Consider the following 15,702-nt stretch of genomic DNA (forward strand, 5'->3'; position numbering starts at 1 on the left):
ATAAAAAATGATTCAGGAATCAAAAGTGCTACTGGTCTGACAGGTTCAGGCTCACGTGATTGGATTATTCAGCGTATTAGTGCTGTTGTTTTAGCCGTTTATAGTGTGGTGTTGCTGGGCTTCTTTTTGACCCATGGCGATGTCACTTTTATTGAATGGTCATCATTTATGACCAGCCTACCGATGCGTCTATTCAGTTTGGTTGCAGTACTTGCACTAGCTGGTCATGCTTGGGTTGGGATGTGGACAGTATTTACTGACTATATTACAACAGGCAAACTGGGCTCAAGCGCAGCAGGTTTACGTTTAGTACTACAGTCATTGATGATTATCGCTATTTTAGTATTTCTATTTTGGGGCATCATGATTTTTTGGGGTAACGGTTTCGGTATCGCTGCCGTTTAACCATCTCATAAAAAGCTCTGATATCTATATATAACGACGGATGTATCTAGCTGCTACATTGGTTGGCAAAGTATTTTAGAGTCATCCGTTGATAGCCAAGAATAGTCATAGCATTGGACTGGCATTACTGATCAGCTAATCGGATTATAGTTGAGTAGGCTTAGTTCAGTATAACGATAGATATGCAAATTAAGTGGTTAATGATTATTGAGAGTCTTTATTTTATAAGCGTATGAAATGGCCAAATAGTAAGCCTTTATAGCTGTAATAGAGATGTCTTAAACAGTCTTTGATTTACTTTTACGCATTAACAGGCATTAGGAAAACCGTAATGGCAACTAGACAAGACAATACCATTAGTAATATCAAGACCCTAAACTACGATGCAGTTATCGTTGGTGGCGGCGGCTCAGGTATGCGTGCTTCATTGCATTTAGCGGAAGCGGGCATGAAGGTTGCAGTCCTTACCAAAGTATTCCCAACGCGTTCGCACACGGTTGCCGCTCAGGGTGGTATCGGTGCAAGTTTGGGTAACATGAGCAATGACAACTGGCACTTTCACTTCTATGATACCGTTAAAGGATCAGATTGGTTAGGTGACCAAGACGCTATCGAATATATGTGCCGTGAAGCGCCAAAAGTAGTCTATGAGCTTGAGCACATGGGCATGCCGTTTGACCGCAACGAAGATGGTACGATTTATCAGCGTCCGTTCGGTGGTCATACTTCTAACTATGGCGAAAAAGCAGTACAACGTGCTTGTGCCGCTGCTGACCGTACAGGTCACGCATTATTACATACGTTATATCAGAAAAACCTAGAGCAGGGCACTGAGTTCTTTATCGAGTGGATCGCCCTTGATTTGATCAAAGACGAAGCTGGTAACATCAACGGTGTTGTTGCGCTTGAGCAAGAAACGGGTACGATTGCAGTGTTCCAGTCACCAATTACTGTCCTAGCAACAGGTGGTGCTGGTCGTATCTTCGCAGCTTCTACCAATGCTTATATCAATACTGGTGACGGTATTGGCATGGCAGTACGTGCTGGTATTCCATTGCAAGACATGGAGTTCTGGCAGTTCCACCCAACTGGTGTCCATGGTGCAGGTGTACTATTGACTGAAGGTTGCCGCGGTGAAGGTGCTATCTTGCGTAACAAAGATGGCGAAGCGTTCATGGAGCGTTATGCACCAACCGTAAAAGACTTGGCACCACGTGATCTCGTATCGCGCTCAATGGACCAAGAAATCAAAGAAGGCCGTGGTTGTGGTCCTAATGCTGATCATATCGTAATGGATATGACGCATCTAGGTGTTGAAACCATCATGAAGCGTTTACCATCAGTATTTGAGATCGGTAAAAACTTCGCTAACGTTGACATCACTAAAGAGCCAATTCCAGTAATACCAACCATTCACTACATGATGGGTGGTATTCCAACTACTATTCATGGTCAAGTGATTGTACCGGATCTAGAAGCAGGTACTGATGAAGACGGCCTATATGCTAAAGGCAATGTGGTGAAAGGTCTTTATGCAATCGGTGAATGTGCTTGTGTAAGTGTACATGGTGCTAACCGTCTAGGTACGAACTCTCTGCTAGATCTATTGGTGTTTGGCCGTGCAGCTGGTAAGCATATCGTTGATGAGTTCCACCATGCAGATCACAACTATAAGCCGCTTGATCCACGCGTACTTGATTTTACAGTGAAGCGTTTAGACAAGCTGCAACAGTCTACTGAAGGCTACAATGCGCAAGACGTGGCTGATGAGATTCGTGCTACGATGCAAAAACACGCTAGTGTATTCCGTACGCAAGCGATGATGGACGAAGGCGTTGAGAAGATTTTAGCGCTAGGTGAAAAAATCGACAAGATTCATCTTGGCGATAAATCACAAGTGTTCAACACAGCACGTATTGAAGCATTCGAAGTTGCTAACTTGTATGAAGTAGCAAAAGCGACAATGATATCTGCAGCGAAGCGTCATGAAAGCCGCGGCGCGCACAGTGTATCTGATTATGATCGTCCAGAAGATGATGATTACGCACCTAACGGCCGTAATGACCACGATTGGATGAAGCATACTTTATGGTACTCTGAAGGCAATCGCATCATTTATAAGCCAGTACGTAAAGTGCCATTAACCGTTGATTATATCGAACCAAAAGTTCGCGTCTACTAATTCTAGACTGCATGCTTTATATATAGTTGATAGATAACAGCAGTGTTAACGTTTTATCCCTTATTAATTTATTAAAAAGGTGACCGCCAGCTACATGCTCATGCCAGCGCTACTACGCTATTAATTGGTACCCGATACTGGTTATCAGTACTGATTAATAGCTAGCGCAAGTATGTTGCAATCTTTGTATGCCCGCCATCACCTACGTGTGGAGTTTAGCATTATGAGCCGAGGTACTCGCACCATCGAAATCTATCGCTACGATCCAGATCTGGACGCAGCGCCACGCATGCAAACTTATACGATTGAGCTACTTGATTCAGATCGTATGTTGCTTGACGTACTATTACGCCTAAAGAAAGAAGATGAAACGCTTACTTTCCGTCGCTCTTGCCGTGAAGGTATTTGTGGCTCTGACGGCATGAACATTAATGGTAAGAACGGTTTAGCATGTCTAATCAACATGAACACGCTACCAGAAAAAGTAACGGTTCGTCCGCTACCTGGTTTGCCAGTGGTTCGTGATTTGGTTGTTGATATGAACCAGTTCTATGAGCAGTATGAAAAAGTACATCCGTACTTGATCAATGATCAGCCAGCACCGCCAACTGAGCGTCTACAGTCGCCTGAACAGCGTGAAAAACTGAACGGTCTATACGAATGTATTCTATGTGCTTGCTGTTCAACCAGTTGCCCATCTTTCTGGTGGAACCCTGATAAGTTCCTAGGACCATCAGCGTTATTACATGCTTATCGCTTCGTTGCTGATAGCCGTGACGGTGATACTCAGGCACGTTTAGCTCGCTTAGACGATCCGTTTAGCTTGTTCCGTTGCCGCGGTATCATGAACTGTGTATCGGTTTGTCCAAAAGGCTTGAATCCAACCAAAGCGATTGGTCATCTACGTAATATGTTGATTGACCAAGCTGGTTAAGCATAAATAATGGATCTTTATAGTTACTATACGAAAAACACCACCTATATATTAGGTGGTGTTTTTGTTAGTTAAAAAGCTGATATATAGATTTACTACTTTTTATAGCTAACTTGTCATTTAGAAATATGATGAATTTAGCCTATTGAAAAATAGGTATTAAATGATTTAAGAGTAAAACTGTATGGTCAATACGTTGGTTGTATGTAAGAAGAAATAATATATAGACAATCACCCTATATAATCGAATATAGACATAGTCGAATTTTGTTATAATTGTATTTGGTATTTAATGAGATGGTTAAAGCGTCTTTTTCAGCGCTAAATATGTGCTGTTTGAACACATTGTGACATTATCGGGCTAAAATACTATGCGCACAATGATTATGCGTTTATAATTGATGATAGATATTCATTACATAAATACCTAGTATTGAACAAACAAACTATGTCGCAAAAAATGGGCATGATAATCTATACAGCAATGTATGTCTGTCTGAAAAGGCAGGATTTATCAGCAACTTTAGGGTAATTCAGCATCAATAACCAGTTTATAGGTTAGCTGGAAATATAATTATCTATTAACAGCTTATCATTAATGGATTGGTTATGACTCAAAGAAGTATATATAAATTAATGTTGTGAAACGAGCTAGATAAGAAAACTGAGCGTTCACAAATAGTTTTATTTTTAGACGGGTATTGCAATAAGACTTGTTACCACTATTTAGCATCACTTGCTCTTGTAGACAATGACAGCAATATTCTATGGTGATGGCAATACTTAGGGATAAAAGTGTTTTATCGAATAGTATTTAACAGGATATGACACATTGTCTAACTACCTGAGCATACAACGACTGACACAATAATAAGCACGATTCCATTCATTTATCTATCAAATAGACGATTATTATGAATAGTATAACCAAAGAAAAATCTGGCCAAGTACATACCGAACTGGCTGCCGATAACGCCAACTATATAGAAGCTCTCTACGAGCAATACCTAACAGACCCTGATAGTGTTGATACTGACTGGCAAACGTACTTTGAACAGTATAAGTCGCAGAACGATGCTCAGCATAACGCTATCAAAGATCAGTTCTTACTACTTGCTCGTAATCAAACGGCAAATAAGAGTAGCAGTACTGATACCAACTCTAGCAGCTCTGCCAACTGTGATCCTAAGCAGATGGGCGTACAGCAACTAATCTCAGCATATCGTCGTCGCGGTCATCGCCGTGCCAAGCTTGATCCTTTAGATTTGCATCCACGTGCAGAAGTAGAAGATTTGACGCTTGCTTATCATAATTTGTCAGAAGCTGATCTCGATACCGTATTCCCGACCAATGATTTAGTCATCGGTAAAGATGAAGCGACATTGCGCGAAATCATCGAAATCATGGAACGTGTTTACTGTGGTCATATCGGTGTCGAGTATATGCACGTTACCACCAGTACCGAAAAACGCTGGATGGAAGAATACCTAGAAACCAATCTAGGCTATATCAAATTCGATAAAGAAAAACGCTTATCTATTCTTGAGCGCTTGACGGCTGCTGAAGGTCTAGAAAAATACCTTGCTCGTAAATACACGGGTGTTAAGCGTTTTGGTTTGGAAGGTGGTGAGAGCTTCATTCCTGCTATCAATGAAATCATTCAACGTGCTGGCGGATATGGCACAAAAGAGATGGTCATTGGTATGGCTCACCGTGGCCGCTTGAACCTACTAGTCAACATCTTAGGTAAAAATCCTGCAGACTTATTTGACGAGTTTGATGGTAAAGTACAGCCAGAAAAAGGCTCAGGTGACGTTAAATACCACAATGGTTTTTCATCTAATGTGATGACACCAGGTGGCGAAGCGCATTTGGCTTTAGCATTTAACCCATCGCATCTTGAAATTGTCGCGCCAGTACTACAAGGCTCAGTACGTGCCCGTCAAGTACGCCGTAACGATCAGCCACTACTAGATAATACTGGTGGTAATTCAGTATTACCTATCGTGATTCATGGTGATGCTGCTTTCGCTGGTCAAGGTGTGGTTCAAGAAACTTTCCAAATGTCACAGACCCGTGCTTATACCACTGGCGGTACTGTGCATATTGTGATTAACAACCAAGTTGGCTTTACTACTAGCCGTCAAGAAGATGTTCGTTCAACTGAATATTGTACTGATGTCGCTAAAATGGTTCATGCTCCTATCCTACATGTAAACGGTGATGATCCTGAAGCAGTCGTATTTGCCGCTCAGTTAGCATTAGATTATCGCCATAAGTTTGATAAAGACATCATCATTGATTTGTTCTGCTATCGTCGTAATGGCCACAACGAAGCAGATGAGCCATCTGCAACTCAGCCATTGATGTATGCTGTGATCAAAAAGCTTCCAACTACTCGTACTCTTTATGCGCAGAAGCTTATCGCAGAAGGTATCTTGAATGCCGAAGAAGAAAAGCAGTACGAAGATGATTATCGTGAGTCGTTAGACCGTGGTGATTATGTTGTTAGCTCATTGGTTCAAGAACCTAACGAGCAGTTGTTCGTAGATTGGAAACCTTATCTAGGTCATGACTTGGTTGATGACTGGGATACCAGTGTTGATATCGAAAAGCTCAAAGGTTATGGACGCCGTATGGCCGAAATGCCAGAAGGCTACAAATTACAACGTCAGGTTCAAAAAGTCGTTGAGCAGCGTCTAGCGATGCAAACTGGCGAAGAGCCTCTTAACTGGGGTGCAGCTGAGACATTGGCTTATGCATCATTGGTTGATAACGATGGCGTATTAGTACGTATTACTGGTGAAGATGTTGGCCGTGGTACTTTCTCACATCGTCATAGTGAAATATACAATGTCAATGATGGCAGCATGTATGTACCGTTGTCTCATTTAAGTGAGAACCAAGCGCGCTTTGCCACTTACAACTCATTGTTGTCAGAAGAAGCGGTACTAGCCTTTGAATATGGTTACGCGACCACTGTACCGAACGCATTGATCGTTTGGGAAGCACAGTTTGGTGATTTCGTTAACGGTGCTCAGGTTGTGATTGACCAGTTCATCTCAAGCGGCGAGACCAAATGGCAGCGTGTTTGTGGTTTGACGATGTTGTTACCACATGGTTTCGAAGGTCAAGGCCCTGAACATTCATCTGCACGTCTAGAACGTTTCTTACAGCTATGTGCTGAAGACAACATGCAGGTTATTACGCCAACGACTCCTGCGCAAATTTATCATGCATTACGTCGTCAGGCAGTACGTCCTATTCGTAAGCCATTGATCGTTATGTCACCAAAGAGCTTATTACGTCATAAGCTAGCGACTTCTAATTTAGAAGAGCTTGCTAATGGTAAGTTTGAGACGGTATTGCCAGAGATGGACGATCACAACGCAGATAAAGTGACTCGTATGGTTCTGTGTGGTGGTAAAGTTTATTATGATTTGTTAGAGCAGCGCCGTGCATTAGGTCTTGATCATGTGGCTATTGTTCGTATTGAGCAATTGTATCCATTGCCAGAGACTCGCTTAATCGCTGAAATCGAGAAGTACAGTAACCTAACTGAAATCGTATGGACGCAAGAAGAGCCATTGAACCAAGGCGCTTGGTACTACTTAGCACCGCATATGTTCCGTATTGTCGTACCGCATCCAACCAAAGCAAAAGTCATGGAGCCAGTAGCGCGTCCTCCTAGTGCAGCCCCTGCAACAGGATCGCCAAAACTACACGCTCAACAACAGCAAGCACTCATTGCTGGTGGCCTTGGCATAAGTGTTGATGAATTAGCTCAGTAACACCTTGTCTAATCAAAAGATTATAGAAGATAAATGAATCAGGCGATGACAGTCAGTGTTTTTTAATAAAATATAAGCAAAGTTATTAGAAAACTACTGACTGCCTATCACGACTTAATAATAAGTATGAATATCCAAATCTAAGGAGTATATCGATGGCTGACATCAAAGCCCCCGTTTTTCCAGAATCGGTTGCCGATGGCACAATCGTTGAGTGGCACGTCACTGAAGGTCAACAAGTTAATCGTGATGACCTATTGGCTGAAATTGAAACTGATAAAGTTGTATTAGAAGTTGTGGCACCTGATGATGGTGTATTGACCAAAATCGTAAAGCAAGTTGACGATACTGTATTGTCTGATGAGCTTATCGCTCAGTTTGAAGCCGGTGCAAGTGCTGGTGCTAGCGCAGAAGAAGCACCAGCAGTAGATCCAGACCAACCAGCTGCGCCAGTTCAAGCAAAACAAGCTGCTGATGGTGGCGAGCCTGTTCAAGCAACAGATAAGAAAGGCGAAGCTGATCATAAAGATCAAAGCCCAGCAGTTCGTAAAGCAGCAAAAGAGTCAGGCGTAGATCCTAAAGAAGTTGAAGGTAGTGGCCGCGGTGGTCGTGTAACCAAAACTGATATGGCTAACCCAACATTGAAATCAGACAGCAGCATCAAGTCTGACAGTGGTCGTCCTGTTGCTGAATCAATGGGTGAGCGTACTGAAAAACGTGTTCCAATGACTCGTCTTCGTAAGCGTGTTGCTGAGCGTCTATTATCAGCATCACAAGATACAGCGATGTTGACGACGTTTAACGAAGTGAACATGAAGCCCTTGATGGACATGCGCGCTAAGTACAAAGAGAAGTTTGAAAAACGTCATGGCGTGCGTTTAGGCTTTATGTCGTTATTCGTAAAAGCAGCGACAGAAGCACTAAAACGCTTCCCAGCAGTAAATGCTTCACTAGATGGTGATGATATTGTTTATCATGGCTTCTATGATATCGGTGTAGCAGTATCTTCAGATCGTGGCTTGGTTGTTCCAGTATTACGTGATACTGATCGCATGAGTATGGCTGATGTTGAAAGCACCATCCGTGAGTTTGGCGGTAAAGCACAACAAGGTAAGCTTGGTCTAGAAGACATGACTGGCGGTACTTTCACTATCTCTAACGGTGGTGTATTTGGTTCATTGATGTCAACACCTATCTTGAACCCACCACAAACTGCTATCCTAGGTATGCATGCTATCAATGACCGCCCAATGGCTGTCGATGGCAAAGTTGAAATCTTACCAATGATGTACCTAGCATTATCTTATGATCATCGTATGATCGATGGTAAAGAAGCAGTACAGTTCTTGGTAACTATCAAAGAGTTGGTCGAAGACCCTGCAATGCTACTACTAGACCTGTAAGCTTTTAAGCTTGTATTGGCAACCGCTGATACAAGCTTTTTAACTTTGGTATAGATAATGATTTTTATGAATCAGCGATCACTTAATGCGCTGGTAACTGTATTTAAATGAATTTAATAATGGTGATTTGCTATTGATAAGTGAATCTATCTCATTGACATAGTGTATTAACTATTCAGTGTAGATAACGCTGATCTATCAGCGAGATAACAACCAGTTTAAATGACACATACAATTAAAAATAGGAACGTACTATGAAAGACAATTATGATTTAGTCGTCATCGGCGGCGGTCCTGGTGGTTACGAAGCAGCTATTCGTGCAGGCCAGCTCGGTATGAGTGTTGCTTGTATCGAAAAGCGCGTTTATAAAGGCGAGCCAGCACTTGGCGGTACTTGCTTAAACGTTGGTTGTATCCCATCAAAAGCCCTACTTGACAGCTCACATCGTTATGAAGCCACTAAGCATGACCTTGATGAGCACGGTATCAGTACTGGTGACGTTGCTATCGATATCGAAAAAATGATAGAGCGTAAAGAAGGTATTGTTAAGCAGTTGACAGGCGGTGTTGCAGCACTATTGAAAGGTAATGGCGTTGATTGGCTACAAGGCTGGGGTACCCTAGTTGACGGCACGGGCGCTGATAAAAAAGTCAAATTTACTGCTCTAGAAGACGAAAGCGAAACGACGATCACTGCTAAGAATGTTATTCTTGCGGCAGGTTCTGTGCCTATCGAGATTCCTGTTGCCAAAACTGACGGCGACCGTATTGTTGATTCAACTGGCGCACTTGATTTCACTGAAGTACCTAAGCGTCTAGGCGTTATTGGTGCTGGTGTTATCGGTCTTGAGCTTGGTTCAGTATGGCGTCGTCTAGGTAGCGAGGTCGTCGTATATGAAGCACTTCCTAGTTTCTTAGCTGCTGCTGACAAAGACATCTCAAAAGAAGCTGGCAAAATGCTGAAGAAGCAAGGTCTTGATATCCGTGTTGATACCAAAGTAACCAATGCTGACGTACAAGGTGACCAAGTTGTCGTCACTAGCGAAAGCAAAGGTGAATCGAGCGAGGAGAGCTTTGACAAACTAATCGTTTGTGTTGGTCGTCGCGCTTATTCTGAAAAGCTGCTTGGCGAAGACAGCGGTATCACGTTGACTGAACGTGGCCTTATCGATGTCAATGACCAGTGCAAAACCAATCTTGATGGCGTTTATGCTATCGGTGATTTGGTCCGTGGTCCTATGCTTGCGCACAAAGCAATGGAAGAGGGCATGATGGCTGTTGAGCGTATTCATGGCGAAAAACCTCAAGTTAACTATGACACTATCATCAATGTCATTTATACTCACCCAGAAATCGCATGGGTAGGTTTGACTGAGCAAGAAGCTGAAGAAGCTGGCTATGAAGTTAAAACAGGTTCTTTCAATTTAGCTGCTAACGGTCGTGCATTAGCGCAAAGTGAAGCGCAAGGTTCTGTGAAAGTAGTCGCTGATGCGAAAACAGATCGTCTATTAGGTATGCATGCTATCGCTGCTGGTGCTGGCGATATCGTTCATCAAGGTATGATCGCGATGGAATTTGTTTCTAGTATCGAAGACTTGCAGTTGATGACATTTGCTCATCCAACTATTTCAGAAGCAGTGCATGAAGCTGCTCTATCTGCAGATGGCCGTGCTATCCACGCTATCCAGCGCAAAAAGCGTAAGAAATAAGTAGTTGCTCGTTTAGTTATTATCGATTTACAACCTGATTGGGGTATCGCTATTTTGGTGATACCACAATCATGAGTGCGTCAGACGTATGATTAATATGTATATGTACGCACTTGATTTCACTTTTTATTAATTGTAAAAAATAAAGGATACAATCAATGAATTTACATGAGTATCAAGCAAAAGAGCTATTAAAAAGCTACGGTTTGCCAATTCAAGAAGGCATCATCGCTCATAACGGCGAAGAAGCTGCTGCAGCTTTTGATAAAACCCCAACTGATATTGCGGTAATTAAAGCGCAAGTACATGCTGGTGGTCGCGGTAAAGCTGGTGGCGTAAAGCTAGTTAAAACTCGTGAAGAAGCTAAGCAAGTTGCTGAAGAGCTGATCGGTACTAACCTAGTAACGTTCCAGACTGATGCTGATGGCCAGCCAGTAAACTTCGTATTAGTTGCAGAAGATATGTATCCAGTACAAACTGAGCTATATCTTGGCGCAGTCGTTGATCGTGCAACTCGTCGTGTAACTTTCATGGCATCTACCGAAGGTGGTGTAGATATCGAAGAAGTAGCACACAGCACTCCAGAAAAAATCTTCAAAGTAAATGTTGATCCTTTAGTTGGCTTGATGCCTTTCCAAGCGCGCGACGTTGCGTTCAAACTTGGTCTAGAAGGTAAGCAAATCAACCAGTTCGTTAAATTGATGACTGGAGCTTATAAGGCATTCGTTGAAAACGACTTTGCTCTAATGGAAATCAACCCATTAGCTGTTCGTGAAAATGGCGAAATCGTTTGTGTTGATGGCAAAATCGGTATCGATTCAAACGCACTATATCGTCTGCCAAAAATCGCAGCGCTACAAGACAAGACTCAAGAAAATGAGCGTGAGCTTAAAGCCGCTGAATTTGACCTAAACTATGTTGCTCTAGAAGGTAACATCGGTTGTATGGTTAACGGTGCTGGTCTTGCAATGGCGACCATGGACATCATCAAATTGTATGGCGGCAAGCCTGCTAACTTCTTGGACGTTGGCGGCGGTGCAACTAAAGATCGCGTTGTTGAAGCGTTCAAAATTATCCTAGAAGACAGCAGTGTCGAAGGCGTTCTAATCAACATCTTCGGTGGTATCGTACGTTGTGACATGATTGCAGAAGCTATTATCGCTGCTATCAAAGAAGTTGACGTACAAGTACCAGTTGTTGTTCGTTTAGAAGGTAACAACGCTGAGCTAGGCGCACAAATCCTAGAAGAGTCTGGTCTGAAATTAATTTCAGCTCAAGGTTTATCTGACGCGGCTCAAAAAATTGTCGATGCTGTTAAAGCGTAAGTCTTTAAATATAAGTGTTTAGAGATAGACGCTTAAGCATAGTAGTCAAATCGTAATAGTGGTTTTCATAATAAAAATTGGTTATCAAAATTTGATAATGATAGTTGTAAAGACCGCTGTTACAAGACAACCGAATACAAGGAAAATATAATGAGTGTATTAATCGATAAAGATACCAAAGTATTGGTACAAGGTTTTACTGGTAAAAATGGTACGTTCCATTCTGAACAAGCCATCGAATATGGTACAAAAGTAGTCGGCGGCGTAACGCCAGGTAAAGGCGGTCAAACGCACCTAGGCCTACCAGTATTCAACACCATGGCGGAAGCCATGGAAGCGACTCAAGCTGACGCTTCTGTCATCTATGTACCAGCACCATTTGTACTAGACTCTATCGTTGAAGCAATCGATGCTGGTGTTAAGTTGATCGTTGTGATCACTGAAGGCGTACCGACTATCGATATGCTAAAAGCAAAACGCTATCTTGAAGAAGCTGGCGACGTGCGTCTAGTTGGTCCTAACTGCCCAGGCGTTATCACTCCAGGTCAGTGCAAAATCGGTATCATGCCAGGCCATATCCATCAGCCAGGTAAAGTAGGCATCATCTCACGTTCTGGTACATTGACTTACGAAGCTGTAGCTCAAACTACTAAGCTTGGTTTTGGTCAGTCAACTTGTATCGGTATCGGTGGTGATCCTATCCCTGGTATGAACCAGATTGACGCATTGAAGCTATTTGAAGCTGATCCACAAACTGAAGCTATCATCCTAATCGGTGAGATCGGTGGTACTGCTGAAGAAGAAGCTGCTGCTTACATCAAAGACCATGTAACTAAGCCAGTTGTTGGTTATATCGCTGGTGTTACTGCTCCAGAAGGTAAGCGTATGGGCCATGCTGGCGCTATCATCTCTGGTGGTCAAGGTACTGCTGAAGAGAAATTCAAAGCGTTTGAAGATGCTGGTATCGCGTATACACGTGACCCATCTAAACTTGGCGACAAGCTAAAAGAAGTTACTGGATGGTAAGATAGGCATTAGTCTACAGCTAAACTACTAAATCTACATTGAATAAATGAAAAGACACCCCTACAATGGGGTGTCTTTTTTATATCTGAATCTCTTATGAAAACCAAGATACTAGTTACGGGCGGTGCTGGATATATCGGTTCCCATACCTGTATACCACTGTATTACTCATATCGTGGTTTTAACCTGTTATTTTCGACGTTAAGAATGATTATAATTGCTAAGATATCATGTGAATAGAGTAGAATCTAAGAAAGTATGAACTATCTAAGACTTATTGAACCTTACTATTAAGTTACCATCTTTTAAGATAGCTAAAAAACTATGAAAAAAATCACTCACGCCGTTATTCCTGTCGCAGGCTTTGGTACCCGTATGCTACCGTTATCAAAATCTGTGCCAAAAGAGTTGTTACCGCTTGGCAATCGCCCTGCTATTCATTACGTGGTCGAAGAGGCCATCGCTGCCGGTATCAAGCATATTGCCTTGGTCGGTCATGCGCAAAAGAGCGCGATAGAAAACTACTTTGATATCAATGCGGAGTTGGACAACCAATTACGTCATAAAGGCAAAGATGAGTTGGCTGATAGCTTAAATTGGTTGCCAGAAGATGTAACTGTGTCGATGATACGTCAAGGTAAAGCGTTAGGTTTGGGTCATGCGGTACTGGCAGCGCGACCGATCATTGGTGAGCAGGACTTTGCCGTATTGTTACCTGATGTCGTGCTTGATCCATTTACCACTGATATGTCTGCTGATAATTTGGCCTTTATGTTAGATGCCTTTGCTACAGATGGTCACTCACAGATATTGGTTGATCAAGTAGCGGATGAAGATGTACATAAATACGGTATTGCTCAACTAGATGAAAAGCTCAGTGATACTAGTGAGATTAATGAAGAAATAAATACTAATGCTAGCTTTAAAGTGACTGGTTTTGTAGAAAAGCCCAACTTAGCTGATGCTCCGTCCAATCTGGCAGTGGTAGGGCGCTATGTATTTAGTAATAAGATATTTGATTATCTAGCCAATACTAAAGCTTCAGTCGGTGGTGAGATTCAACTGACAGATGCGATTGACGCGCTCATTAGTGAATATGGTGTCCATGTCACGACCATGCGTGGTGATAGCTACGATGCAGGCGATATGCGCTCGTATATGCAGGCGTTCATCTACTTCGCCGAGCAGCAATTAGCAGATGATGAATAGCAGATGAATGAGATAAAGGGCAATAAGGCATATAGCAGTGCTCGACATTCTAAATACTGGCAGCAACTACAGACGCTTGCAAAGCACCCGTGGTCGCTTGCACAGTTATTCGCGCAAGATGATAAACGCGCTAAGCATTTCAGTGTGCAGGATGGTGCACTGTATATGGACTTTAGTAAGCAGCGTATTGATCAGACAGTATTGTCTAATTTGCTAAGTTTGGCCGATAGTTGTGAGCTGGATGCTCGTATTGATTCATTACTGCAAGGGGCGATGGTAAATACCAGCGAGCAGCGTGCTGCGTTGCATACAGCATTACGATTGCCAGCGACAGCGACATTACAAGTCGATGGACAAAATATCGTCGCTGATGTACATCATAGTTTGGCACAAGTAGCACGCCTCTCAGAGCGCGTACGCAATGGCACGTGGCGTGGGTTTTCTGGCAAGGCAATTACAGATGTTGTCAATATCGGGGTTGGCGGTTCTGATCTTGGCCCACTCATGGCGACTACAGCGCTCGACGAATGGGCAGATACCAGTATTGAAGTGCATTTTGTCTCCAATATGGACGGTACGCAGCTTGATAATCTACTCAAGCATTTAAATCCTGAGACCACACTATTTATTATCTCTTCCAAATCCTTTGGTACGGTTGATACTTTATCAAATGCTAAGACAGCATTATCTTGGCTACTTGCGACGGCAAAACTCCGTGCAGGTACAGAAGGTAGTGTATTGCGTCGACACTTCATCGGCATCTCAGCCAATAGTGAAAAAATGAGTGCTTGGGGAATTCATCCTGAGCATCAGTTACAGCTTTGGGAATGGGTCGGCGGGCGCTTTTCTTTATGGTCGGCGATAGGCCTTGCCATTGCTATTCGTATTGGTATGAGTGGCTTTAAGGCATTATTAAGTGGCGCTCATAGTATGGATGAGCATTTTGCACAAGCTGACTTTGCCGACAATTTACCTGTACTGTTAGGCTTGCTAGCTGTTTGGAACAGTACTTTTTTACAAGTAAATGCGCATACTGTATTACCTTATGATGGCAGGCTAGGCTATCTACCCAGCTATCTTACCCAGCTAGAGATGGAGAGTAATGGTAAGTCTGTTACTCGAAATGGGGATCATATTGATTATGATACGTGTCCAATTCTATGGGGTGAAATTGGCTCAAATGCGCAGCATGCATTCTATCAGCTGCTACACCAAGGTACGCAGCAGGTCTCCTGTGACTTTATCGCTTGCGTACGTCGCTACGGTGATGATGCACAAAACTCCTCATTGCAACAACAGCACGAGTTGTCTTTAGCCAACTGTTTGGCACAAAGTCGAGTATTGGCATTTGGCAATGCTGCTGTGACGGATCTGGTCGATCCACAGACAGTTTCCGAAGCAGACAAATATAAGTACTACCGTGGGAATCAACCGTCAACCACATTACTGATTGATGAGCTGACGCCGCATAGCTTAGGCGCATTGATAGCGCTCTACGAGCATAAGGTCTATGTCATGGCCAGTATCTGGGATATCAATCCGTTTGATCAATGGGGCGTCGAGATGGGCAAGCAAATGGCAGACTCCGTACACCATGCCATGCAGCACATGCAGCACATGCAGCACATGCAGCAAGATTCTCAAGGTCTATTCGATACATCTACTGACCAATTACTACAGCGTATTAAGCAGCTGTCCTAGTAATAGTGGTGTGTCAA

Annotated in this window: 10 protein-coding genes; all 10 read left to right on the forward strand. The window is 42.9% G+C overall.

What is annotated here, in order from left to right; translation table 11 throughout:
• The 10 genes from sdhD to pgi all read left to right on the forward strand — a co-directional run bounded on the left by sdhD (position 1) and on the right by pgi (position 15,685).
• Positions 1–405: a succinate dehydrogenase, hydrophobic membrane anchor protein gene (sdhD, locus tag JMX07_RS03340; protein ID WP_201606319.1), complete on the forward strand. Its 405-nt coding sequence runs from the start codon at positions 1–3 to the stop codon at positions 403–405.
• Positions 406–736: 331 nt separating this feature from the next.
• A complete protein-coding gene (gene sdhA, locus JMX07_RS03345) occupies positions 737–2,587 on the forward strand; it encodes a succinate dehydrogenase flavoprotein subunit (protein ID WP_057757857.1) in 1,851 nt (616 codons plus the stop codon).
• 223 nt (positions 2,588–2,810) lie between these two features.
• Complete coding sequence (locus JMX07_RS03350; RefSeq protein ID WP_055123743.1) at positions 2,811–3,521, forward strand: succinate dehydrogenase iron-sulfur subunit; 711 nt, start codon at positions 2,811–2,813, stop codon at positions 3,519–3,521.
• Between the two features lie 914 nt (positions 3,522–4,435).
• Complete coding sequence (locus tag JMX07_RS03355) at positions 4,436–7,312, forward strand: 2-oxoglutarate dehydrogenase E1 component (protein WP_201606292.1); 2,877 nt, start codon at positions 4,436–4,438, stop codon at positions 7,310–7,312.
• Positions 7,313–7,467: 155 nt separating this feature from the next.
• Entirely contained in the window at positions 7,468–8,715 is a 1,248-nt protein-coding gene (gene odhB / locus JMX07_RS03360; RefSeq protein ID WP_101204629.1) for a 2-oxoglutarate dehydrogenase complex dihydrolipoyllysine-residue succinyltransferase, read from the forward strand.
• Between the two features lie 254 nt (positions 8,716–8,969).
• Positions 8,970–10,424 (forward strand): dihydrolipoyl dehydrogenase, encoded by a 1,455-nt coding sequence (gene lpdA, locus JMX07_RS03365; RefSeq protein ID WP_201606293.1) that lies wholly within the window; start codon positions 8,970–8,972, stop codon positions 10,422–10,424.
• Positions 10,425–10,582: 158 nt separating this feature from the next.
• Positions 10,583–11,749 carry an ADP-forming succinate--CoA ligase subunit beta gene (gene sucC / locus JMX07_RS03370; protein WP_057757869.1) on the forward strand — a complete coding sequence of 389 codons (1,167 nt, stop codon included), beginning with the start codon at positions 10,583–10,585 and terminating at the stop codon, positions 11,747–11,749.
• 150 nt (positions 11,750–11,899) lie between these two features.
• A complete protein-coding gene (gene sucD / locus JMX07_RS03375) occupies positions 11,900–12,775 on the forward strand; it encodes a succinate--CoA ligase subunit alpha (protein ID WP_101204626.1) in 876 nt (291 codons plus the stop codon).
• A gap of 324 nt (positions 12,776–13,099) precedes the next feature.
• Positions 13,100–13,984 carry a UTP--glucose-1-phosphate uridylyltransferase gene (locus tag JMX07_RS03380; RefSeq protein WP_201606294.1) on the forward strand — a complete coding sequence of 295 codons (885 nt, stop codon included), beginning with the start codon at positions 13,100–13,102 and terminating at the stop codon, positions 13,982–13,984.
• 3 nt (positions 13,985–13,987) lie between these two features.
• A complete protein-coding gene (gene pgi / locus JMX07_RS03385; RefSeq protein WP_201606295.1) occupies positions 13,988–15,685 on the forward strand; it encodes a glucose-6-phosphate isomerase in 1,698 nt (565 codons plus the stop codon).
• Positions 15,686–15,702: the final 17 nt, after the last annotated feature.

Origin of the sequence: Psychrobacter immobilis (assembly GCF_904846235.1) — a bacterium.
GTDB classification, from domain to species: Bacteria; Pseudomonadota; Gammaproteobacteria; order Pseudomonadales; family Moraxellaceae; genus Psychrobacter; species Psychrobacter immobilis_C.